Raw genomic sequence first — 24,522 nt, forward strand, 5'->3', positions numbered from 1 at the left:
CCTGACCTAATTGGAAGACTGAACGAGACTAAAACAGTCGAGGATTCTTCGACCATTCAGACGATTAAGTGGACAGCTGCCAAATAAAAAAGACCGAGATTTCTCTCAGCCTTTGAATGTTTATTATCCATAAATAGCTTTAAACAGAGCAACTGCTGCAATCCCTGCAAGAATCGGAGCTGCAACGGGTACCCAAGCATACCACCATTTTGAATCACCCTTGTGTTCACCAAGGACTGATTTTGGCAAAATAGCGTGCAAGATACGTGGTCCGAGGTCACGGGCAGGGTTGAGACCTGGGCCAGTAGGACCACCAAGTGAAGTTACCAATGCCATAACTAGGAAGCCAAGCGCCAAGTGAGCGACAGAAAGACCAGCTGCTGTGTGAGGCGCAATTTGTGCTTTAAGAGCCAATTGAGAAAAATCAGCTTTTTGACCTGTTTGTTCAGCTAATTGCTTCATGTATTGAAGAGCTTCTGCTCCGAAGTAGTGTTTTGTCAAGCCCATTGCTGCAAAGAAAAGAACAAAGGAACCAACAAACTCATTGATAAATCCATTGATTGTTGCTGCTTTACGAGATTCAGACGTTCCATGATCCAGACTTGAAATTGTTGAGAAAGTACCTAAAATATTATTAGGTTTTTCTGTTTTTAAGTAGTAAGGATGATGTGTTGCCACAACCAAAGCCTGTCCAAAGATCGCACCCAAAACTTGTGCAACGATATATGGAGCCACTTGTCCCCATGGGAAGTATCCGCTAATTGCAAGCCCTAAAGTGAAAGCAGGATTGATGTGGTTACCTGAGACATTTCCAAACATCAGAGCTGGGATCATAACCCCCATACCATAACCAACAGCGATGACCAACCAACCACTTTGATGACCTTTGGTGCCCTTTAATTCAACATTGGCTACAGCACCATTCCCCAAAATGATGAGGATAGCTGTTCCTAGAAATTCTGTGGCATATTTAATAGCCCAATTGAAATCCATTTAATTTCTCCTTAAAAAATTTTTTAGACAATCTATATTTTATCAAGTATAATGGATAATGTAAAGGTCATTTTAAATAAAAACAAGAAAAAGAGGAAAAATGATGCATTTTAATCAGTATAGTTACAGTAAGACAGCGCCTGAGCAAATGAAAGAGGAGTTGTCCCAGCTGGGCTTTTCTTTTGATCCGCAGCAGCCGAACAAGAAAAATTTTGAACATTTTCTGCGTCGCTGTTTCTTTCTCTATCAGAATACCGATTACCTGCTCCAAGCCTGGGCTGCAGATAGCGAAACAGACCTGCTGAGCTTCTTCCAGTCTGATCGAGAACTGACGGCTGAGGTCTTCTACATGACTGCCTTGCAGCTCTTGGATTTTGTACCTTTTGTTGATTTCACAGATCTTGAGAAATTCCGAACAGAGGTCAACTTCCCTATCGTTTACGGCGATCTATTGGAAAACCTCTACCAGCTGCTCAACACTCGAACCAAAAACGGCAATCTGCTGGTTGATAAGCTAGTCAGCGAGGGTTTGATCCCCGAGGACAATACCCACCACTACTTCAACGGCAAGAGTCTGGCAACCTTTTCCAGCCACGATGCTATCCGTGAGGTAGTCTATGTGGAAAGCCGAATTGATACTGATGGAGACGGCCTGCCAGATCTAGTCAAGGTTAGCATTATCCGTCCTCGTTACCAAGGAAAAATCCCTGCCGTCATGACCGCTTCTCCTTATCATCAGGGAACCAACGACCCGGCCAGCGACAAGGCTCTACACAATATGAATGTAGACTTAGCAAAAAAAGACCCCCATCAAATCACAGTCCAAGATCCTGAGCTCAAACTGCTCCAGCTGGATTCGCCAGCGCCAGCTCAAGAAGTCTCTGAAGCCGAGGAAAAACTAGGTCATATCGGCACCTACACGCTCAATGACTACTTGCTGCCCCGCGGCTTTGCCAATCTCTACGTGTCTGGAGTGGGAACCAAGGACTCTGAAGGTTTGATGACCAGCGGCGACTATCAGCAGATCGAGGCCTACAAGAATGTCATTGACTGGCTCAACGGCCGCTGCCGAGCCTTCACCGACCACACACGCCAGCGGGAAATCAAGGCCACTTGGTCCAACGGCAAAGTCGCAACGACCGGCATTTCCTATCTGGGCACCATGTCCAATGGATTGGCTACAACTGGTGTAGATGGACTGGAGGTCATCATTGCCGAAGCTGGTATTTCTTCTTGGTACAACTACTACCGCGAAAACGGCCTAGTCACCAGTCCCGGTGGCTACCCAGGAGAGGATTTTGAATCTCTGACTGAACTGACCTACTCCCGCAACCTGAGGGCTGGTGACTACCTGCGCCACAACGACGCTTATCAGCAAAGTCTAGAGCAACAGCGCAAGGACCTAGACAGGCAAACTGGAGATTACAATCAATTTTGGCATGACCGCAACTACCTGCTCCATACAGATAAGGTCAAGGCCGAAGTCGTCTTCACCCACGGCTCTCAAGACTGGAATGTCAAGCCTCTCCATGTCTATAATATGTTCCGAGCCTTGCCAGCCCACATCAAAAAGCACCTCTTCTTCCACAATGGCGCCCATGTTTACATGAACAACTGGCAGTCCATTGACTTCCGCGAGGCTATCAATGCTCTGCTGAGCAAGAAACTGCTGGGATGTGAATCGGACTTCGAACTGCCAGCAGTCATCTGGCAGGACAACAGCCAAGCTCAAAACTGGCTGACTCTGGAAGACTTTGGCGGACAAGAGCACTACTCTCATTTCCACCTAGGTAAAGGCTCTCAAGAGATTCAAAACCAATATCCAGAAGAAGAATATAATCGTTTTGCTAAAAATTACCAAAGCTTTAAAAACGAACTCTTTGACGGCAAGGTCAATCAGATTACTCTGGACTGGACCTTGGAAAAGGACCTCTTCCTCAACGGAACCACCCAGCTCAATCTTCGTCTCAAATCCAGCACTGACAAGGGGCTGATTTCTGCTCAACTGCTAGACTTCGGACCAGCTAAACGCCTTACTCCGATTCCCACACCGATTGAGCCTAGAGTCATGGACAACGGCCGCTACTATATGCTGGACAATCTGGTTGAACTCCCCCATACTGAAACGCCACACCGTGTCATTACCAAAGGCTTCCTCAACCTGCAAAATCGGACAGATTTACTGACGGTCGAAGAAATCACTCCTGACCAATGGATGGAATGTTCCTTCGAGCTACAGCCAACCATCTACAAGATGAAAAAAGGCGACCAACTGCGCCTCGTCCTCTACACCACTGATTTCGAACACACCGTCCGTGATAAGACCGACTATCAGCTGACCGTTGATTTAGAAAATTCTAGCTTAGAATTGCCAAATATGGTAGAATAATAGTTGAATTTAAATACTGAGGAGAATTTCTATTATGATGAACATGCAATCCATGATGAAGCAAGCTCAAAAGCTTCAGAAGCAAATGGAAAAAGGCCAAGAAGAGCTGGCTGCGACAGAATTTACTGGCAAATCTACCCAAGATTTAGTTGTAGCGACTTTAACCGGCGATAAAAAAGTTGTAAAATTGGAATTTCAAGAAGCAGTTGTCGATCCAGAGGATTTGGAAACTTTATCAGATATGACCATTCAGGCCATCAACAGCGCTCTTGAGCAGATTGATGAAGCAACCAAAAAGAAATTGGGAGCATTTGCAGGAAAATTACCATTCTAACTTTGGCTAATAAACTTATTCACCAGCTATAAAGAAAACTCTAGGCAGAAATTTTACACTGCTTAGAGTTTTTTTGTGACTTCATTTGTCTTTATTGTATCAGCTATATTTTAGCATGATTGCTAAAATCAGCATTTTTTATGTAAAATTAAATAAATCTACTGCTTTATTCATGAGGAGGATGGCATACTCTGGATTATCTCTCAGTCTTTTGATTGAATTTTGAACCAGTTCTAAATCATCTGTGATAATCCCATCAACTCCTAGCCGGAAGGACTTGGCCACTGCATCCTCGCTATTAATCGTCCAATCATACAAGAGTTTGTCCGAAGTCCAAAGTTTAAAAACGAAGTTTTCATCTAAGGTTGAATACTCCATGGTGTAGCCTGAGGCCTTTGTCCTTGGGAAAATCGTATTATAAGGTAGGATGAAAAAGGTTGGGATTGACGCATCATATTTACGCACCTTATCAATCACGCGATAGTCTAAGGACTGAATTTGATGCCCGTAAATTTTAATCTTGGCTCCATAACGAGTCAGGAAGCGCTCCATCATATCTTCAGAATCTAAATGACTGGTCTTAATTTCAATCAAAAGTCGTTGCCCTAATTGGTCGGCCCGCTCCAAATAGCTATCAAAACTGGAAATTTTTGCTGAATAGCCATTTTCAAAAATGTCTAAAGAAGTAAGCTCATCCAAAGTCAGCTCTTGTGGCTTGGCATTGACACCAGCCAGCTGGCGCAGATTGGCATCGTGCATCATGACAAATTGACCATCCTTGGTTTCTTGCACATCCATTTCAATATAATCTGGTTTGAGAAGGGCAGTTTTTTCTAGTGATTCAACCGTATTCTGGACACCATTAGCTTGGGAAACTCCTCGATGAGAAATCGTAAGCGGGATGTTTTCCAGCGGGAAATTTAAATAGACAAAGCTTTCAATCGCAAATACAGCACTGGTGGACAACAGTACAAACCAACGCATTAGGGGCAACCCTTTTCTATGTTGGTATTCCGCGAAAGAACTATCTGTCAAAAAGGCAATAAATTTAAGCAGGAAATAGGACAACATGAAGTAATAAGCCAGCTTAATCAAAACATAATTGACCATGGCACTGGCAAAAGAGATGGCATTCGACTGGCTATCGGCATATTGCTGAATCACTAAAATTGGGACCGTGATAAGAAGAAATAGTAAAAAACTTTTAATGAGTAGCCAAAAGAGACTCCAAGAATAATAGAGGACTCGTTTTTGGGTTTTCTGCAAACTGTAGCGAATGGCCTCTCGTAAAGGGACATGCTCAAAAAATAACTGAGGTAGAGCAAACATGAGCCGAACGGCTGTCAAATATATGAGAATACCAAGAACTGAAATCAGTCCCTTCATCCAAACTGTATTCTGCAAATAGGTGACAATAAACTCCGGAATTAGAATTTTATTAAGATAATAAATCTTTAGGACATGGCGCAAAAAGGGAAAGAGAAATCCTGCATAAAGCGCTATAAACAGAATCTTACTGGGACGAGCATATTTAATCAAACTCCAACTATCTTTGAAAGTTTGCTTGATAAATTGAAAAATGCTTCGCTCCTGCTTGTCTAAAAGATTGCGCACCCCCATAAAAATAAGGCCAATTTGGTAATAAGCTACTAAAAGATTGGCCACAAATAGGCTCACAAATCCTAAAGAAGCCAGCCAATTAGAAGTTAAAACTCCCAGAGCGTTGTTATAAGAAAAAAAGAGATAGCCTGTCTGCTTGAGCAAGGTCTCAGCTGAAAATGAATTAAAAGGGATCCATGCGTATTCCATCAGCATAAAATCCAAAAAGAAGAGCACCAATAATTTATCAAGGTTCCGATAAAGTCTTAAAATTCCTAATCTTTGTGATTTCATTTCTTTTCCTTTATTATTTTTTAGAAGTGTAGATAGTCTGGACCAGCCAACATCATACTTGGTCTGGAGGGCTGCCTGGCTGAGTTAAGGAAAAATCTGGCGGTCACAAAATGGCTCCAGAAAATCAATGCTTGCTGCTTTTTTATATTGATTCTGACCCTTTTTTCACAAATAAATCTCAGCCTGTTCAACTGAGATTTTCTTTATTATCTTCCAAATAAACGGGCGAAGAAACCTTTGCTCTCTTGCTCCTGCACCTTCTCCTTGGCTTCATCCAGCTCCAAGAGGAGAGTTTCACGCTCACTCATAGCCTTGGCCGTCAGCTGCTGCTGCTGGTCCAGCTGTTTGTCTTTTTCTGCAATCTGCACATCCTTGATACGGAGCTGCTCGTCTTTTTTAGCTAGCTGGCTATCTTTGGCCTTGAGTTGTTCATAAAGACGCAAAATCTCAGCATTTTTCTCATCCACTAAAATTTCCATCAGCTCGCGCTGCTTGACTTCTTCACTGACCGGCTCGTCTTCAAAAATCGTCTTTTTGTAAATTTCTTCTAACTTAATCAGGCCACTGCGAGTCACAACTGTGACTCCTTTTTCATTTTTTTCTGTATCCTCCGGCGGCAAGGCCTTGACACGGTTATTGATTGCCTGACGGCTGATTCCTAAGATCTCGGCCAGCTCGCTGACTGTCTTTTCAATTGCCATAATTTCCTCTGAAACTTTTTCTAGATATAGTTACCTAAATCTTATCATATCAAGGCTTAACTGTCAAATAGAGTAAAAGTGAAGCGATCAATCTGCTCCACTTTCCCAATTTTCTATAGTTCAACTTGAAAGATTTCCAAGCTCTGTAATTCTTCTTTGGTCAAGCGCCGCCATTGACCTAGCTCTAGACTTTCATTTAGCTGCAAAGGCCCCATGGATAAGCGCTGGAGGTCGGTGACTTCCTTCCCACAAGCTAAAACCATGCGCTTCACCTGGTGAAACTTACCTTCTGAAAGGGTAATCTGCACCCGACTGGTCTCAGTTGTTTCATCCGCTTCTAAGATTTTTAGCTGGGCTGGCTGACAGGTAAAGTCTTTGAGTTCGATGCCGCTCTCAAAACGCTCAATATCCGCCTGATCCATCAGACCAGCAACCTGAGCCTGATAAAGCTTAGGCACATGACGCTTGGGTGACAGCATAGCGTGCGATAATGGGCCGTTATTGGTTAGAAGCAGGAGTCCATGCGTGTCTATATCCAGTCGCCCAACAGGGAAGACTTCCTTTTGACGGGCAGTATCATCAAGCAAATCCAGAACCGTTCGATGCTGGTCATCCGTCGTGGCTGAAATGACTCCTTTGGGTTTGTTTAGTAGGTAATAGACAAACTTTTCATATTTTAATTTCTGGCCATCCACCATAATCTGGTCAGATTGTTCATCAATCTGAGTCTTGGCTGATGTTACTACTGCGCCATTGACCCAAACTTGACGCTTTTTCAACAATTGTTTGACTTGACTGCGCGAGCCAAGGCCGCTTTCGACTAAAAATTTATCCAGACGCATCTTTTCCTCCTAAACGGCCGTTTTCTTGACGATACTAAAGGCCAACACTGCTATCAAAACCATCAGCGCTCCCAAGATACCAAAGATAAAAGAGGCCTGACTTGAGAAATTGCCAATCAAACTCAACACGAAGGTTGTAGAAGTGGCTCCGCTACTGCAGCCCAGAATCGCAATCGAAGTTGCTTGATTGAGGGACTTGCTGGGAATCCTCTCAGAAAGAATATGGAAAATTGCTATCAGACTGATATTATAGGCAAAGCCGGCAGCAATGGTAGTCATGCTCAACAGAAACAGATTGGGTGCAAGACCAATCATGATAAGAGTCAGACCGAACACCGCTCCTGCAAGAGTCAGCAAATTTTCCTTAAAATGATGCAGCAGGGGTGAAAAAGATAGACCTGCTACAATCCCGATTAACTGCATGGCTGAGAGAATCAGACCAGCTGTCTGAACACTTCCCATACCAGACTTCTCAACAATTCCAGGCACGCGCAGATTAATCACGACATTGCTAAAAACGATCACGGCCGCCACAAATGCCAGACCGATTGTCAAAAACCACTGTGAAGCTGTCAAACGTCTTCCTGCCTGATGAGTCTTGTGCTGCTTTTCCTCCTTGCCATAGGGGACAAAGAGCAAATAGAGTGCCAAAACAATCAGACCTGACGCATAGACCAAGAAAGCGACTTCCCAACCAAAACGAAGCAGCTGGCTGACCCCCAGTGTCAACAAGGCTGTTCCAACAACTTCTGCCGAACCGCGCAAACCCAAAGTCTGAATCCGTTCCTTACCTCTATAACGCTCACTAATGATTGAAATCGCTTTGGCATTAAGCAGACCGACTCCCATACCAAAGATGAAACGCGAGGCAAAAATCACCCAATAATCCTGATTTAAGAGAGGAACAAAACCGCAGAGAGAAAAAATCAGGAGCCCCGCCACAATCATCTGTCGTTCGGATAAATATTTCTCAACTCGGCCGTTTAAGAGCAGCATCAGCATAATACCGGCCGAAGGCAGAGAAACAAGCAACTCCACCCAGCTTTCTGGCAGGTCTTTATAGAAAGCAAACATGGCTGATTGAGCACTGGAAACCGAAAATGCTGTAGTCAAAACTAAAGAAAGTGAGAGGATACTCACTTTTTCCATAAACTTTTTCATTCTATTTTCCTTTAAAAATCACACTTCTTTTATCATACAGTTTTTTAGAAAAAGACGCAATCATCTTTTCTTAAAAAATCAGAAATCCGTCCACCTGTCTCCATTAACGCCACACTGACCACAATAAAAATGTAGCATCTTCCTTTATTTCTTCTTCAATTTGTGTTATGATGAAGAGTAGAAAAAGGAGAGAATCATGTCTGTTATTGAAAAAACATCTGTTATTGATAAATTAACCAAAGCAGCTCATTTGATTGATATGAGCGATATTATTCGCGAGGGCAACCCGACCCTGCGTGCGGTGGCTGAGGAAGTCAGCTTTCCCTTATCTGATCAGGAAATCATTTTAGGTGAGAAAATGATGCAGTTTTTGAAACATTCTCAAGATCCTGTCATGGCGGAAAAAATGGGGCTCCGTGGCGGAGTCGGTCTAGCAGCTCCCCAGCTGGATATTTCCAAGCGGATTATCGCTGTTTTAGTCCCCAATCCAGAAGACGAGGAAGGCAATCCACCGAAGGAAGCTTATTCATTGGCTCAAGTCATGTACAATCCCAAAGTTGTTGCCCACTCCATCCAAGATGCTGCTCTGGCTGATGGTGAAGGCTGCCTGTCCGTTGACCGAGAAGTGCCAGGCTATGTCGTGCGTCATGCACGGGTGACCGTGGATTACTTTGACAAGGACGGTCAAAAGCACCGTATCAAACTCAAAGGCTACAATTCTATCGTGGTCCAACACGAGATTGACCACACCAACGGCATTATGTTCTACGACCGCATTAATGAAAAAGATCCATTTGCAGTGCAAGATGGCATGCTGGTGCTAGAATAAAGAACTCACATATATCAAACAAAAATACCTAGACGCCTTCACGTCTAGGTATTTCTTTTACATTATTCTAAGTACCTCGATCCCAGAAAAGAGCCAAGAGGATCACAGCACCCAAGACTGAGGGAAGAATGGCTGTGTCCGCTAACATCGGTCCCCAGTGGCCAAAAAGCAATTGCCCAAGCCAGGAACCAAACCAGCCCAAAAGGATTTTTCCGATACAGCCCATACGCTCCCCGCGGCTGGTAATAGCCCCAGCGATGAGGCCGATAACAAAGCCAACAAACATACTACCAATCATATATGCCCCCTCTTTCTATGTTTCTAGCAAGGCTTCTCAAGAAGCAGGCGGAAGCTGTCACTATTGAAAGTGCCATTCAAAGCAGCTTAAAATCTTAGATTGCCCAATCTCCATTGCGGAAGATTGGCACACGGCTGCCATCTTCGCGGATACCGTCAATATCCATCTGGTTAGAGCCAATCATAAAGTCCACATGGACATCCGAGCGGTTGAGACCTGCTGCTTCTAGCTCTTCTTCAGAGAAATTCTCTCCGCCGACCACATTAGTCGCATAGGCTGCACCAATAGCCAAGTGGTTAGAAGCATTTTCATCAAAAAGAGTGTTAAAGAAAGTAATGCCTGACTGAGAAATCGGGCTTGGATCGGGTACAAGAGCTACTTCACCCAAAGCACGCGCACCAGCATTTTCAAAGACAAGATCCTTCATAACCTGATCGCCCTTTTCAGCAGTAATGTCCACAATCTGGCCATCCTTGAAGGTCACCTTGATGCCTTCGATGATGTTGCCATTGTAGCTGAGAGGCTTGGTGCTGGTCACATAGCCATCGGCCCGGCGGAAGTCTGGTGCTGAAAAGACCTCCTCTGTCGGCATATTGGCAATAAAATATTCACCCTGAGCATTAAGACTGCCTGCTGACTCCCAGTGATGGTTCTTAGGCATGCCCAGTATCAAGTCTGTTCCCGGTGCTGTGTAGTGCAAGGCAGTGAATTGCTCCTCATTCAAGATCTTAGCTTTTGAGCCAAGCTTTTCTTCATGAGCCTTCCAAGCTGCAACTGGATCATCCTCATAGACACGGCAGGTTTTGAAAATCTGATCCCAGAGCAAATCTACTGCCTCTTCATCGCTGGCTGCATTTGGGAAGACCTTCTTAGCCCACTCTGTACCCGCTGCTGCAGCGACTGTCCAGCTAACTTTATTGGATTGGGTTGCAATCCGCATCGGCTTCATGGCCAGTCCCATAGCTTTAGCAGAAGCTGATAGTTTCTCAGCATCCACGCCATTCAAAGCTCCTGGGTCAGATGAACGAACGCCCAAGCGGCTGGCTTTCTTTTCAAGGAGATAGTTCATCTCAGCAATCTTATAGTCTGGGACATTGTCCAAGCGCTCCATCGGTGCATGGAGGAATTTTTCCCGCGTACTCAAATCATCCGCCCACTGGACGACAACCTCGTGAGCTCCCAGAGCATAGGCTTCCTTGACAATCAAGTGAGCCAACTCACGCTGCTCCACATCGATATTGAGTGCCACCGTGTGACCCGGCTGCACATTGATACCATTGGCAACCAATAGTTTAGCGTATTTTTCTAAGTTTTCTTTAAAATTTGGCAGAACCATTCTGCTTCTCCTTTTCTCTTTTTATTTCTCTTTAAACAAAGACAGCAGGCTTACTGCTGCCACAGTACCGCAAATCAAAGCGGTCATTTTCAAAATCGTGTCTGGATCTAGGTCCAGCTGGTAATCAAAAATCTTTTGCGCTGGCTTATCCTGAGCGGAAATGGTCAATTTCATAAAAATACCTTTCTTTATTTTAGAAAAACTCATCAAACAAACTCAACTGGTTATCCTCTGGCATATTACCTAGAATACCCATGTCGTCCATTTTTTCGACCAGGGTACTAGAGAGGCCGCCGCGTTTGCGGAGCTCTGTCTTGGAAAGGAATTCGCCTTCTTCCCGTGCTCTGACCACTTGGCGGGCAACGTTGTCACCTAGGCCGTCCATGGTAGAGAAAGGTGGGATAAGGGTATCCCCTTCGATGAGAAACTCGGTCGCATGGCTCTTATAGAGATCCAACTTCCCAAACTTGAAGCCTCGCTCCAGCATTTCATTGACGATTTCCAAGGTCGTATAAAGGTCAATTTCTACATTGGAGGCTTCGTTGTTCTTGCGCTTTTCAGCGATTTCGCTCATCCGGCGTTTGACAGCATCTAGACCACCACTCATGGTCTTGATGTCAAAGGCCTTAGCCCGGATAGAGAAGTAGGCACAGTAGTAATAAAGCGGATGATGCACCTTGAAGTAGGCTACCCGCAGGGCCATCATAACATAGGCTGCCGCATGGGCCTTGGGGAACATGTACTTGATCTTTCCACAGGACTCGATGTACCACTCTGGCACATTGTTTTCCTTCATGGCTGCGATATAGCCGTTACGCTCTTCTTCAGAAATCTTTAGCCAGAGGCCCTTCCGCACGCGCTCCATGATCGTAAAGGCCATCTTAGGATCCAAGCCCTTGTGCATGAGGTAAACCATGATGTCGTCCCGACAGCCGATAACGGTCGATAGGTCAGCAATCCCTTGCTTGATCAAGTCCTGAGCATTGCCTAGCCAAACGTCCGTACCATGAGAGAGACCAGATAGCTGTAAGAGCTCCGCAAAGGTGGTCGGATGGGTCTCATCAACCATGCCCCGTACAAAGTTGGTCCCAAACTCCGGAATTCCCAGCATACCAGTCGGCGTGCCAATTTGCTCCTCAGTCACCCCCAGAATATCTGTCCCAGAAAAGAGGGCCATGACGCCAGCATCATCCATAGGAATATCATTAGGATCAATGCCAGACAAGTCCTGGAGTTTCCGAATCATGGTTGGATCATCGTGTCCCAGAACGTCTAGCTTGAGGACATTTTCATCGATATCGTGGAAGTTAAAGTGGGTGGTCTGCCACTCGGCCGTCACATCGTCAGCTGGATATTGGACCGGTGTAAAGTCATAAACATCCATGTAGTTAGGGATAACAACGATTCCACCCGGGTGCTGTCCGGTCGTCCGCTTGACTCCGGCAGCTCCCTGCGCCAGACGCTCAACTTCGGCGTCCCGATAAAACTTCCCGTAGTCGCGCTCGTAGCCTTTGACAAATCCATAGGCCGTCTTAGCCGCAACGGTACCAACTGTACCAGCCCGAAAGGCATACTCCGAACCAAAGATATCCCGCACGTCCAAATGGGCGCTCGGCTGATCCTCTCCGGAGAAGTTCAAGTCAATATCGGGTACCTTGTCGCCGTCAAATCCAAGGAAGGTCTCAAAGGGAATATCCTGACCATTTTTACTCAGCTTGTGGCCACACTCTGGACAGTCCTTATCCGGCATATCAAAACCAGAACCATAGGAGCCGTCCGTGATGAACTCGCTGTATTGGCATTTCCCACAGACATAGTGAGGCGACAAAGGATTAACCTCGGTAATCCCAATCATGGTCGCGACAAAGCTGGATCCAACAGACCCCCGCGAGCCTACCAGATAGCCCCGCTCATTGGAGCGTTGCACCAGCATCTGCGAAGCCAGATAAATCACGGCAAAACCATTCCCCAAGATGGAGGTCAGCTCTTTTTCAATTCGCAAGTCCACGATATCTGGCAGCGGATTGCCATAAATCTCAAAGGCTTTTTGATAAGTCAGCTCGGCAACTGTCTCCTCAGCCTTGTCAATGAAAGGCGTATAGAGGTCCCCCTTGACCACCTCTACCGGCTCAAAGGTCTCCGCCAGCTGATTCGGATTGGTGATAACCAGCTTCTTAGCCAAATCCTCGCCTAGGAAGGCAAATTCGTCCAGCATCTCATTAGTGGTCCGGAAGTGAGCCTTAGGAAGCGGAGCCGGCTGGGCATTTTCACCGTGACCAATAGTCCGGTTAATCATAGCTCCCTGACCGAGACTCCGGACGATAATCTCCCGATAGATTTCTTCTTCTGGCTCGATATAGTGGACGTTCCCCGTCGCAAGGACAGGCTTGCCCAAGCGGTCTCCGACCTCAATCAGATTGCGAATAATGGTCTGCAGTTCTTCCTGATCCTTGATCTGCTCCTTTGCAATCAGTGGCTCATAGATAGCCGGCGGCATGACCTCGATAAAGTCATAATACTTGGCTACTTCGACAGCCGCATCCACCCCCTGAGAGACAACGGCATCATAGACTTCGCCTTCTGAACAGGCTGAGCCCAGAATCAGGCCTTCACGATGGGCATCCAGTACGGTCCGGGGAATCCGCGGGACACCTTCGAAATACTTGGTATTGGACAGACTGACTAACTTGAAAATATTCTTGAGTCCCGTCTGATTTTTCACATAAATAGTCGCATGCTTGACCCGCGCCTTCTTGTAGGAATTCTCATCGACCAGATCCGTATTGAGATCCTTGAGATTGGTCACACCATGCTTTTCAGCCACATCCTTGATAAAGATAAAGAGGAGACGGCCCGTCGCTTCTGCGTCATAGTTGGCCATGTGGTGGTGCTCCAGAGCAATCTGGAAACGCTTGGTCAAAGGCCCCAGACCATGACGCTTGTACTCTGGATAGAGATTGCGGGCAAATTCCAGCGTGTCAATAACTGGCTGGGTAATTTTCGGCAGGCCATGCCGCTCATAATTGACATTCATAAAGCCCACGTCAAAGGTAGCATTATGGGCAACAAGGACACTGTCCTTGCAAAATTCCTGAAATTCTTTCAGCACTTGCTCTAGCGGTTTGGCATTGCGGACATGCTCATCTGTAATCCCAGTCAGATCCGTCGTAAAGGCCGAAAGAGGATGGCCAGGGTTGATAAACTCATCAAACTCAGCGATGATATTGCCCTTGTGCATCTTGCTGGCAGCGACCTGAATCAAGTCATTGTAAACCGCCGAAAGCCCCGTCGTTTCAACGTCAAAGACTACATAGGTCGCATCGCTCAGCTCCATGTCTACTTCATTGTAGACGATGGGCACCCGGTCTTCTACAATATTGGCCTCCATACCGTAAATCAGCTGAATACCAGCTTTCTTGGCAGCCTTGTAGCCGTGGGGAAAGCTCTGCACATTGCCATGGTCGGTAATGGCGACAGCCTTGTGGCCCCACTTGGCTGCCGTTGCAACGATTTCCTCTACCTCAGGCAGGGCGTCCATCGTAGACATATTGGTATGGGCGTGAAATTCAACCCGCTTCTGGCCCTCAGGCATCAAATCCTTGCGCTTATAGTGGGTAACAGCCTGCACATCCTGCACATTCATGGCCAGGTCGCGGGTGAAATTGTTCATCTCCACATTTCCCCGCACGCGCAGCCAAGCACCTTTCTTAATCATGTCAAACTTCTTGGCTTCTTCTTCGTTTTTCATCCATTTCTGCAAGGAGAAGCTGGAAGTATAGTCTGTCATCTTGAAATTGAGCAGAACCCGGCCTGTCCGAGTGACCTTCTGCTCCAGGTCAAAGACCATTCCCTCAAAGACCAGACGGTTTTCCTCAGTCTGAACTTCGATCATCGGGGTAATCTCTGCCTTGTCTAGATTTGGCTTTGCTGCAGCCTTGCGAGCTTGAAAGTCGTAGGTCGGCTTTTCTTCTGGCGGTGGCGCCATCTGCTGCAGGGATTCCATAGCTTTGAGCGCCTCTTCATTGGCCGCCTGAACAATCTTGTCATTCTCAGCTTGGAAATTCTCGGCTTGCTGCTGGGTCAGCTCATCGCTGTGCTGAACCTGACAGATCAGCTGAGGAAAGCCGTACTTGACCAGCTGCTGGCTGAGATTAGGCAGGTGATTCTTACGAAAATGCTCCGTATCAATGGTCGAAGCCCCCTCAATCAGCAGCTTGTCCTCATCCAAATGAACCCGCAAATCCTGATACAGGCTCTTGAAGCCATGACTGGCACAAGGCCCCTCCTCAAAGGCCAGCTGGTAATAAGCCTGCAAGAGGTCATCAGTCACTTGCGGAGCCTGACAGTGGATTTCAAAAACAGCTTGATTGCCCGTCTTAGAAAACTCTTGAGCTAAGCGCTTCTGCAATTCCCGAAAAATCTCAATAGGCAGAATATTCGCAAAAGAAAAATGAAACTCCCAGACCCGACTGACCTTGTGGACCAGAACCTTCTCAATTTCTGCATTCAAAAAGGCCTCTGAATTTCTCATTTCCAGTGGCATATCCAGCTGATGCATTAAAATTTCAAACTTGTTTGACATGACATTTCCTCGTACAGTAGTGACCCTATTTTACCATAAATCAGCACTTTTTTCGACAGAAAAAGAGTCAGACAAACTTGTCTGCTCTTCGTTCATACTACAAGAAAGTCCAGAGTTTTACCTCAGCACCGCCTCTGCCAAGGCTTTTTGGATAGCAATGACACTTTTATCACTCCGGAAGGTCAGAGTTTCAGCTGGATCCTCAGCGCTAGAAACCCAGATTTTCAGCTCAGCGTCTAGATCAAAGTGACCAGCCGTTTCCACTGAAAAGCGACTAATAGAACGATAAGGATAAGACTTATAAGCCGTTTTCTTGCCTGTCACTCCCTGCTTGTCCACCAAAATCAAGCGTCCGTCTGTAAAAACAATCAAATCGCGAATGAGACTGAAAGCCAGTTCCACATTTTCTGTTGGCGTCAGAATATTCTCCAATTCTCTTTCAACTTTGTCAATATCTTTCTGAGAGGCATTGCCTAATAAACCACTGAATAATCCCATCATTCGGTCCTCCAATCCGTTTTCCCTTACTATAGCATTTTCAAGGCCATTAAGCAAAAGAAAACTGCCAGACAAAACTGGCAGTTGATTTTATTTTGTCAAAATGGACAGAGTTTCCAGCAGATTATCAGCGTGGACTTCAATGGTATCGCCAGTAGCTTTGATCTTGACTTCAATAATGCCTTCTGCGGCTTTTTTACCAACCGTCACGCGGATTGGAAGACCAATCAAATCGCTGTCGCTGAACTTGACACCAGCGCGCTCATTGCGATCGTCCACCAAGACTTCATAACCAGCATTTAGCAAGTTAGCCTCGATTTGATCAGTCAGAGCCAGAGCTTCCTTGTCCTTGACATTGACTGGAATCAGATGCACATCAAACGGTGCCAGCTCTTTAGGAAAGTTGATTCCCCAAGCATAGCGGAATTCACCCTTAGGCGTTTTATTGACAAAGAGGCGGGCATGTTGCTCCATAACAGCAGAAAGGAGACGGCTGACGCCGATACCGTAGCAGCCCATAATCATCGGCACTGCTCGACCATTTTCGTCCAAGACATTGGCGTTCATGCTGTCAGAATAGCGAGTTCCCAGCTTGAAGATGTGCCCAATCTCAATACCACGAGCAAACTTGAGGATGCCTTGGCCGTCCGGCGACACTTCTCCTTCACGAACTTCGCGGATATCCACATACTCAGGGCTAAAGTCACGGCCTGGATTAACACCAGTCAGGTGGTAACCATCTTCGTTAGCGCCAACCACAGTGTTAGCCAGGTCTTGCACCTTGCGGTCAGCGATGATTCTCACGCCTTCTGGCAGATTGACTGGGCCTAGTGAGCCAAAGCCTGCCCCCAAGAGCTGACGAACATCCTCTTCACTAGCGACTTCAAAGAAATCAGCTCCCAGATGATTTTTCAGTTTAACTTCGTTGAGTTGGTCATTGCCGACAAGGAGGGCTACGATAGGCTTGTCATCAGCCATGTAAACCAAGGTCTTGATTGTTTCTTCTGTATCAATTTGTAGGAAAGCCGCCACCTCGTCAATAGTCTTGCAGTCAGGAGTTGCCACACGCGCCAACTCTGCTTCAGCTACTACCTTTTGGCTTGGTTTATAAGCATTGGTTGCCATTTCTAGGTTGGCTGCATAGCTAGACTCGCTAGAGTAAGCAATCGTGTCTTCACCAGAAACCATCCATTTGAGCAATTCTGCCTTGATTTCTTCTTGCACTTCTGCCGGAATCTCATCAAATGAGGCAACTGACTTGTCCAAAACAACCCAACGGTCAAGGTCTGTACGAGAAGGCGTAATGGCCATAAATTCCTGACTGTCCTTACCACCCATAGCCCCACCGTCACCGATAATGGCTTTGAAATCTAGTTCGCTGCGAGTAAAGATTTTTTCATAGGCAGATTTGTATTCATCATAAGTTACATCCAAACTATCATAGTTGGCATGGAAACTATAACCGTCTTTCATGATAAACTCACGGGTACGAAGAAGTCCATTACGTGGACGCTTTTCATCACGGTACTTAGGTTGGATTTGATAAAGGTTGAGCGGTAATTGCTTGTAAGATTTAACAGAGTCACGAACAATGGAAGTGAAAGTCTCTTCGTGTGTCGGACCCAGGATGAAGTCTGATTTTTCGCGATTTTTCAGCTTGTAGAGGTCTTCACCATAGGTCTCGTAACGACCTGACTCGCGCCAGAGGTCCGCACTGAGCAGAGCAGGCGCCAGCATTTCAACCGCACCAATCTTATCAAACTCTTCCCGCATGATTTTTTTCGCTTTTTCAATGACGTGGTTGGCCAGTGGCAGATAAGAGTAAACTCCCGCAGAAACTTGGCGAACATAGCCAGCCCGCAACATAAGGGCATGGCTGATAACCTGAGCATCGCTTGGCATTTCACGCAGCGTTGGGATTAGCATTTTACTTTGTTTCATAAAAACAAAACTCCTTCATAGAATATTTTTCAGTCTTTTAAAATGTTAGAAGAACAATTTCATAATATCATTCCAAGTCACAGCGATCATGAGAACAACCATGACAGCCACCCCCGCCAGAGTAACATAGCTTTCTGTTTCACGTTTCAAGGGTTTGCGACGGATAGCCTCAAGGATATTGAGGACAATTTTTCCCCCATCCAAAGCCGGAATCGGAATTAGATTAAAAATCCCGATATTAAGGGACAGCATGGCTAAGAGACTCAGAATAGCCGGCAATCCTTGCTGAGCTGCCTGACTGCTGACATTATAAATAGCAACCGGACCGCCTAATTTATTTAAATTAAAGTTAAAAATCAAATCTTTCAAAGCCGTCAAAATCCGACCTGTAGTCGTCCAAGTAGCGGTAAAGCCTCCGACCACCTTGTCCCAAAAACCAGTCTTGATAGCAGGCGAAACCCCCAAGAGGTAGCGATTCCCTTCTTTTTTAGGCTCAACGTTCACTTTCTGGATTTTGCTACCACTCTTATAAGTGATGGTCAGTTTTGGTGCATCTGCCTTATCTTTCGTCGCTTCCGACACTGCGTTGGTTAGGTCACCCCAGTTTGCAATCTCATAATTGTTGACTTTCAGAATCTGGTCATTGCTTTTCACCCCTGCCTTTGCAACGGCGCCACCTTCCAGCACCTGAAAATGATTGCTGTTTTCATCTTGGACACCGCCTTGGAGAAAGGCCAAAAGCATGAAAACTAAAATACTCAAAATGAAATTGTTCATGGGGCCTGCAAAATTGGTGATGAGGCGTCCCCAAATCGTCGCATTTTGATACTGAACATCCAGCGGAGCAATCCGAACTTCCGTTCCGTCTTCCTCAACAATGGTCGCATCGTGGTCAACAGAATAAGTCTTGGTCTCGTCTAAGACCAGCCCTGTGATTTCCAGCTTTTCTTCAAAATCAAAGCTGGTCACATTCATGGGGAGGGCTGTCTGATCGATTTTCTTGCTGGACAGATTGATCTGTACGACCTTTCCGTCTGTGTTCAGGGTTAAAGTAGCTGGCGTACCCGTTTTGATTTCCGTAGAATCTTCGCCCCAGCCAGCCATGCGGACATAGCCACCTAGCGGCAGAATCCGAATCGTGTAGGCTGTTCCATCCTTGCCAATATGGGCAAAGATTTTCGGCCCCATCCCAATGGCAAACTCTCGAACTAGAATTCCTGATTTTTTGGCAAAGTAGAAATGTCCAAATTCATGGACTACCACAATAATGCCAAAAATAATGATAAAGGTTATAATCTGCATTCTGTAATTTATTTTATCCTTCCTATGTTTATCAGAGTTATTCCGTCTACTTTTAACCTATCATCGGAAAATGTGAAACGGATAGGCCGTAAGCTGCAAGCGGTAGTGAAGCAGGGCAAAGCACGCTAATAACCAACTGAACAATTATAAAACAACCGTTCAAAATCGCCCCCAGCCCAAGCAACAAGCAGACACCATGAAAGCAAAGAAAGAGCAGAAAGAAGCTAAGCTTTTGAGCTGAGCCAAACTTCCTACCCTCGCTTAGCCGAAAGCTCTCGCACCTTAAGAACTATCAGCCTTGCGTATTGGTGCTATTTTCACTAGCATCTGTTCCCTAAATTCTCTTACTCGCTATTTTAGAACAAGCCAAAGAAGTGCATGATTGGAAAGACAAAGAGCAAGCTGTCAAAGCGGTCCAAAACACCACCGTGCCCAGGAATAAACTTACCTGAATCTTTCACGCCAAAATGACGCTTGATGGCACTTTCTACCAAATCCCCAAATTGACCAGCGATACTGAAAATAACGGTCAACAGCAGGATGGTCAAAAAGCTATGAGGGGTGGCAACTTGCGGACGAACAATCATAAAAATTGCAGAAACCACCACTGCTGAGGCGATACCGCCCAGACTGCCTTCGACTGTTTTATTTGGCGACACCTTTGGCAGCAATTTCCGGCGACCGTAGCGGGTACCGACCAAATAAGCTCCACTGTCTGTCGCCCAAACGATAAAGAGGGCCAGTAAAACCTTATCCACATTCACCAAACGGGCATCGATCAAAGCATTAAAACCTAGCCCGACATAAAAGCTAGAAGCAATCGGATAAGCCGCATCTTCAAAGCTATAGGAAGAACCCAAAACAGTCGCTCCCAGCAAGACAAAGACAATCAAGCCATAAGCCACGACATTACCATCCACGGGTAAAAATTTCAGATAGTTCTCAAGTGGCAGAGTCAAAACAAAGGCTGCCAACATGGCCAGTCCCCCCTCCAGCGTCGCTGTCGGAAGCCCCTTCATCTGAAGCAGCTCATGCACTGCCAGCATAGCAAAAAGTCCAACTCCAATCTGGAAGGCAACACCTCCCATCATCACCAGAGGAATAAAAATAGCTAAGGCAATTCCTCCAAAAATAAGACGTTTTTGTAAATCCTTACTCATCTTTTCTTACTCCCTTACACACCGCCAAATCGTCGATTGCGGCGATTATACTCTACAATCGCATCCTTCAGGGCATTTTCATCAAAATCCGGCCAAAGGATATCTGTAAAATAAAGCTCACTATATGCTGTCTGCCAAGGCAGGAAATTGCTAAGGCGCAGTTCGCCACTCGTACGAATCACTAAGTCAGGATCCCGCAAACTTGCAGGCAGACTGCTGGTATAGAGATAATCTCCAATCATTTCCTCTGTAATATCCGCTGGTTGGACTTTAGCGTCTAAAACATCTTGGGCAAGCTTCTGGACCGCTCGATTGATTTCAGCTCGTCCGCCGTAGTTTAGGGCGAAATTCAAAATCAGCCCCGTATTCAAGCGAGTCAGCTCCTCAGCCTTCTCCAAGGCCTCAAATGTTGCTTTAGGAAGTCGCTTCGTGTCGCCAATCATTTGAATTTTCACATTATTTCTGTGCAGTTCTGGCACATAGCGATCATAAAACTCAACCGGCAAATTCATAATGAAGGACACTTCTTTTTCTGGTCGCGTCCAGTTTTCCGTTGAAAAGGCATAGACAGTCAAAACCTGCACGCCCATCTCCTTGGCTGCAATCGTCACCGCTTGCAGGGCTTCCATGCCTGCCTTGTGTCCAAAAATACGTGGCTGCATGCGCTTTTTGGCCCAACGACCATTGCCATCCATGATAATCCCTAGATGCTTGGGAACAGTCAAATCTTCATCTGACTTTTCTTTTTTCTTAAAACTAAACATATTTTTTATCCTATTTAAAGTTTTATCATTTCATTATATCATAAATCCTTTAAATGTGGGCAGGAGAGCTGACTTTTCGTCTGTCAGATCTGATAATGAAAAGATGGATGTGCGCACAAACAAGTTTCAATAGTATTTTACAAGTATAAAATTGTAAAATATGGACTTACAAATGCCTATAAAAGAAAAAGAGTCTGGGACAAAAAGATTTCAATTTTTAAAAATCTTAATTATTAAGCCCTTCAAATATATAATTAAATGCGAAAAGCGAACAAAGCAGAATTCTGATTACCAGAAAACTAGTTTTGTTCGCTTTTTATACTTGAGGTCGGACTTTTGTCCCAGACTCTCTATGATCAGTATTATTCTTCAATTGCAGAATCTTCTTCAGAAACAGCAACATCACCCTCTACTCCTGCGGCAGCTGGAATACCTTCTGTCAGTGGCAGAACAGTCTTGATAGCTGTCAATTCAAATGTCAGGTAAACACCGTCTACATCCAAGACAACTGTCTTACGCTCTGAATCGACTTCGTCAATAGTCCCATAAAGACCACCAATTGTAATGACCTCATAGCCTTTTTGCAGTTTATTAAGGCTTTCCATACGTTTTTCAGCTTGCTTTTTCTGTGTCCGTACTTGGAAATACATCATTCCCACCATCACCACAACCATAACAATCAACATTGTTGGATTCATTTCTCTTCTCCTTTGGAATTCATATCGTAACTACTATAGCAGATTTTGGCCATTTTGACAAGGTAGGAAAATGATTTCCAAAAAATCAGGATGACTTGCACCCTGATTTTTTTCTCTTTTATTTAAGATTTTTAACAACTTCTACTACGTGCTCAACTGTAAAGCCGTATTCTTCCAGCACCTTTCCTGCTGGAGCAGATGCACCGAACTGGTCAATTCCGATAACTGCACCGTCTAGACCGACATACTTGTACCAAGGCTGGCTAGCTGCCATCTCGATCGCTACGCGGCGACGAACTGCATTTGGCAAAATTTCTTCTTTGTAGGCTGCATCTTGAGCATCAAAAAGCTCTGTTGATGGTACGCTGACCACGCGAATTTTAGCACCTTCTGCTGCAAGTGCTTTAGCAGCTGCGACAGCCAAATTAACCTCAGAACCAGAAGCTAGCAAGATGGTATCGAAATCTGCTCCTGTTTCGTAGACCACATAAGCTCCTTTAGATACCTTGTCAAAGTCTGTGCCTTCTTCAACTGTCAGATTCTGACGAGTCAAGACCAAAGCAGTCGGAGTGGACTGGCTCTTAAGGGCCAGATACCAAGCCGCCTGAGTTTCACGCGCATCTGCTGGGCGGAAAACAGTCAGGTTTGGAATAGCACGCAGACCAGCCAAATGCTCAATCGGCTCGTGAGTCGGTCCATCTTCACCAACTGCAATGGAGTCGTGCGTGAAGACATAAGTCACTGGCAAACCTTGAAGGGCAGACAAACGGACAGCTGCCTTAACATAGTCTGAGAAGACGAAGAAGGTACCACCATAGACGCGAAGACCACCATGAAGCGCCATACCGTTGAGAATTGTTCCCATAGCAAACTCGCGCACACCAAATTGGATGTTGCGGTTGAGACGGTGGGCATCATCTTGCAGGCCATCTTCCTTGATATAGGTCATATTGGAGTGAGCTAAGTCAGCAGAACCGCCAAGGAAAGTTGGAAGCACCTTAGCTGCTGCATTGAGGGCATCCTGACTAGAATTACGGGTCGCTTGAGAGAAGCCATTTTCAAGCACTGGGAAATCTTCTGGTTTGATCTCTACTGGATCCTGACCAGCAATGATGGCTGCTACTTCTTCAGCTAATTCTGGATGGGCTTGCTTGTAGTCCTCTACTAGCTGTTTCCATGCATCGTATGCTGTTGCACCACGCTCTGCTACATTTGTACGGTAGTCAGCATAGACTTCCTCAGGAATCTCAAATGGTGCATAGTCCCAGCCCAAGGCTTTACGAGTAGCTTCCGCTTCTTCTGCTCCAAGAGGCGCACCGTGAACAGCATTCGTACCTTGCTTGTTTGGCGCGCCATGACCGATAATAGTCTTGACTTCAATCAAAGACGGCTTACCAGAAGCTTTCGCTGCATTGATAGCTGCATCAATGGCTGCAAGGTCTGTTCCGTCTTCCACCAAAGCAGTGTGCCAACCGTAAGCGTCATAGCGAGCACGGACATTTTCTGTAAAGGAGTCCTTAGTCTCTCCATCTAAGTTGATATCATTTGAATCATAGAGAACAACCAGCTTATCCAGCTTTTGCAAACCAGCATAGGAAGCCGCTTCAGATGAAACCCCTTCCATCAAATCACCGTCGCCACAGATGACATAGGTATAATGGTCAAAAATCGGATAGCTATCACGGTTATACTTAGCTGCCAAGAAACGCTCTGCCTGAGCAAAACCAGTCGCTGTAGAAATCCCTTGTCCCAATGGTCCAGTCGTCGCATCAACACCAGCTGTGTGGCCAAACTCTGGGTGACCTGGTGTCTTAGAACCCCATTGGCGGAAGTTCTTGATTTCTTCTATGCTAACATCCTTAAAACCAGAAAGATGAAGTAATGCGTAGAGCAACATAGAGCCGTGTCCTGCAGACAGAACGAAGCGGTCGCGGTTAATCCAGTTTGGCTCTTCTGGATTGATACGCAGTTGCTTAGTAAACAAGTCATAAGCCATCGGCGCAGCGCCCATGACCACACCAGGGTGACCTGACTTAGACTTTTCAATTGCGTCAATCCCTAAAAAGCGAATGGCATTAACTGATAATTGTGACATTGAGTTCTCCTTTCGAAAATAAGAGCGCTTACTCAGCAAGCGCAATCACCTTCTTTTTCTATTCTACATCTACTATTATAGTATAATTTTGTCTTTCTAGCAATAACGGAAGCGCTTTTCTCCCCAAACCATCAGTCTTTCAGCTTCCTGCCAGTCATGTCTTCCTAGTTTTTTCAGAAGAAACCGGAATTGAACAAGCTCAGCTGTCAAAACCAAGAGATCACTGCGTCCGACGACATAAAAATCTTTTCTCATTTTCTTACTCATTTTCAATCCGCAGGAAAACACAAAACTAATAACAATATTATACCTATTAAAATTGACTCTGAGTCAGAGACAAGGTAAATAAAAACCATGAGTTTATACACTCATGGTCTTCTAGCATTCAAATATTCTGCCTAATTCTTTATTGTAATCCCATACTTTTCATGGTTTTCTTCATACCATTCAATTAAAGCAAGCGCTGTTTGATAAGTGATATTCTTAATCTTGCTAGTGCCTTTAGCTAAAGTCAAGATGCTCATTTTGCTGACATTTGCATCGGTAGCAACACGGTAACTGGTCAAAGTACCATTGATTAGCAACTGAACGACTGCTTCTACCTTTTTATAATCAGACATTGATGTAATATCCAATCTTTTCATCCTTAAATCCTTTCCTAAAATTAATCTCTTCTAAACTATTATACACCTTTTCTACTATATTT

The 24,522-nt window shown here is 45.3% G+C and carries 21 protein-coding genes; 3 read left to right on the forward strand and 18 right to left on the reverse strand.

Annotated elements, in window-relative coordinates:
* Positions 1 to 123: 123 nt before the first annotated feature.
* Complete coding sequence (gene gla / locus FZ952_RS04270; RefSeq protein ID WP_148880734.1) at positions 124 to 993, reverse strand: aquaglyceroporin Gla; 870 nt, start codon at positions 991 to 993, stop codon at positions 124 to 126.
* Between the two features lie 103 nt (positions 994 to 1,096).
* Here gla and FZ952_RS04275 point away from each other — a divergent pair, with 103 nt between their 5' ends.
* The gene (locus tag FZ952_RS04275) at positions 1,097 to 3,382 is read left to right on the forward strand and encodes a Xaa-Pro dipeptidyl-peptidase (protein WP_148880777.1); all 2,286 of its coding nucleotides are present in this window, start codon (positions 1,097 to 1,099) and stop codon (positions 3,380 to 3,382) included.
* 34 nt (positions 3,383 to 3,416) lie between these two features.
* Positions 3,417 to 3,716 carry a YbaB/EbfC family nucleoid-associated protein gene (locus FZ952_RS04280; protein WP_148880735.1) on the forward strand — a complete coding sequence of 100 codons (300 nt, stop codon included), beginning with the start codon at positions 3,417 to 3,419 and terminating at the stop codon, positions 3,714 to 3,716.
* Positions 3,717 to 3,854: 138 nt separating this feature from the next.
* On the opposite strand, the gene FZ952_RS04285 is transcribed toward FZ952_RS04280, so the two are convergent.
* From FZ952_RS04285 to FZ952_RS04300, 4 genes are all read right to left on the reverse strand, one after another.
* Positions 3,855 to 5,609 (reverse strand): glycerophosphoryl diester phosphodiesterase membrane domain-containing protein, encoded by a 1,755-nt coding sequence (locus tag FZ952_RS04285; RefSeq protein ID WP_148880736.1) that lies wholly within the window; start codon positions 5,607 to 5,609, stop codon positions 3,855 to 3,857.
* A gap of 206 nt (positions 5,610 to 5,815) precedes the next feature.
* On the reverse strand, positions 5,816 to 6,310 hold the full coding sequence (locus FZ952_RS04290; protein WP_037618543.1) for a DUF536 domain-containing protein: 495 nt from the start codon (positions 6,308 to 6,310) through the stop codon (positions 5,816 to 5,818).
* A gap of 113 nt (positions 6,311 to 6,423) precedes the next feature.
* Positions 6,424 to 7,152 (reverse strand): pseudouridine synthase, encoded by a 729-nt coding sequence (locus FZ952_RS04295; protein ID WP_148880737.1) that lies wholly within the window; start codon positions 7,150 to 7,152, stop codon positions 6,424 to 6,426.
* A gap of 9 nt (positions 7,153 to 7,161) precedes the next feature.
* Positions 7,162 to 8,313, reverse strand: a complete 1,152-nt coding sequence (locus tag FZ952_RS04300; protein ID WP_148880738.1) for an MFS transporter — start codon at positions 8,311 to 8,313, stop codon at positions 7,162 to 7,164.
* A gap of 196 nt (positions 8,314 to 8,509) precedes the next feature.
* Between FZ952_RS04300 and def the strand changes: the two genes are divergently transcribed.
* Positions 8,510 to 9,142, forward strand: coding sequence for a peptide deformylase (gene def, locus FZ952_RS04305; RefSeq protein WP_148880739.1), 633 nt, complete (start codon positions 8,510 to 8,512; stop codon positions 9,140 to 9,142).
* A gap of 67 nt (positions 9,143 to 9,209) precedes the next feature.
* Here def and FZ952_RS04310 read toward each other — a convergent pair whose 3' ends face one another.
* The 13 genes from FZ952_RS04310 to FZ952_RS04360 form a co-directional block, all read right to left on the reverse strand.
* On the reverse strand, positions 9,210 to 9,440 hold the full coding sequence (locus FZ952_RS04310; protein ID WP_148880740.1) for a GlsB/YeaQ/YmgE family stress response membrane protein: 231 nt from the start codon (positions 9,438 to 9,440) through the stop codon (positions 9,210 to 9,212).
* Positions 9,441 to 9,534: 94 nt separating this feature from the next.
* Positions 9,535 to 10,776, reverse strand: coding sequence for an aminopeptidase (locus FZ952_RS04315; RefSeq protein ID WP_148880741.1), 1,242 nt, complete (start codon positions 10,774 to 10,776; stop codon positions 9,535 to 9,537).
* 21 nt (positions 10,777 to 10,797) lie between these two features.
* Positions 10,798 to 10,950 (reverse strand): hypothetical protein, encoded by a 153-nt coding sequence (locus tag FZ952_RS11565; RefSeq protein WP_187423865.1) that lies wholly within the window; start codon positions 10,948 to 10,950, stop codon positions 10,798 to 10,800.
* Positions 10,951 to 10,969: 19 nt separating this feature from the next.
* Positions 10,970 to 15,358 carry a PolC-type DNA polymerase III gene (locus FZ952_RS04320; RefSeq protein ID WP_148880742.1) on the reverse strand — a complete coding sequence of 1,463 codons (4,389 nt, stop codon included), beginning with the start codon at positions 15,356 to 15,358 and terminating at the stop codon, positions 10,970 to 10,972.
* A gap of 117 nt (positions 15,359 to 15,475) precedes the next feature.
* On the reverse strand, positions 15,476 to 15,859 hold the full coding sequence (locus FZ952_RS04325; protein WP_187423866.1) for a PH domain-containing protein: 384 nt from the start codon (positions 15,857 to 15,859) through the stop codon (positions 15,476 to 15,478).
* 87 nt (positions 15,860 to 15,946) lie between these two features.
* The gene (locus FZ952_RS04330; protein WP_148880743.1) at positions 15,947 to 17,797 is read right to left on the reverse strand and encodes a proline--tRNA ligase; all 1,851 of its coding nucleotides are present in this window, start codon (positions 17,795 to 17,797) and stop codon (positions 15,947 to 15,949) included.
* A 45-nt stretch (positions 17,798 to 17,842) separates the two neighbouring features.
* A complete protein-coding gene (gene rseP / locus FZ952_RS04335; RefSeq protein ID WP_148880744.1) occupies positions 17,843 to 19,099 on the reverse strand; it encodes an RIP metalloprotease RseP in 1,257 nt (418 codons plus the stop codon).
* A gap of 356 nt (positions 19,100 to 19,455) precedes the next feature.
* On the reverse strand, positions 19,456 to 20,259 hold the full coding sequence (locus FZ952_RS04340) for a phosphatidate cytidylyltransferase (protein WP_148880745.1): 804 nt from the start codon (positions 20,257 to 20,259) through the stop codon (positions 19,456 to 19,458).
* Positions 20,260 to 20,273: 14 nt separating this feature from the next.
* Positions 20,274 to 21,023, reverse strand: coding sequence for an isoprenyl transferase (locus FZ952_RS04345; protein ID WP_148880746.1), 750 nt, complete (start codon positions 21,021 to 21,023; stop codon positions 20,274 to 20,276).
* Positions 21,024 to 21,385: 362 nt separating this feature from the next.
* Positions 21,386 to 21,721, reverse strand: coding sequence for a preprotein translocase subunit YajC (yajC, locus tag FZ952_RS04350; protein ID WP_037618567.1), 336 nt, complete (start codon positions 21,719 to 21,721; stop codon positions 21,386 to 21,388).
* 118 nt (positions 21,722 to 21,839) lie between these two features.
* Entirely contained in the window at positions 21,840 to 23,816 is a 1,977-nt protein-coding gene (gene tkt / locus FZ952_RS04355) for a transketolase (RefSeq protein WP_148880747.1), read from the reverse strand.
* A 96-nt stretch (positions 23,817 to 23,912) separates the two neighbouring features.
* Positions 23,913 to 24,071, reverse strand: a complete 159-nt coding sequence (locus tag FZ952_RS11570) for a hypothetical protein (RefSeq protein WP_187423867.1) — start codon at positions 24,069 to 24,071, stop codon at positions 23,913 to 23,915.
* A 143-nt stretch (positions 24,072 to 24,214) separates the two neighbouring features.
* Positions 24,215 to 24,460, reverse strand: coding sequence for a hypothetical protein (locus FZ952_RS04360; RefSeq protein WP_037618571.1), 246 nt, complete (start codon positions 24,458 to 24,460; stop codon positions 24,215 to 24,217).
* Between the last annotated feature and the right edge of the window lie 62 nt (positions 24,461 to 24,522).

Origin of the sequence: Streptococcus sp. Marseille-P7376 (assembly GCF_902460385.1) — a bacterium.
Classification (GTDB): Bacteria; Bacillota; Bacilli; order Lactobacillales; family Streptococcaceae; genus Streptococcus; species Streptococcus sinensis.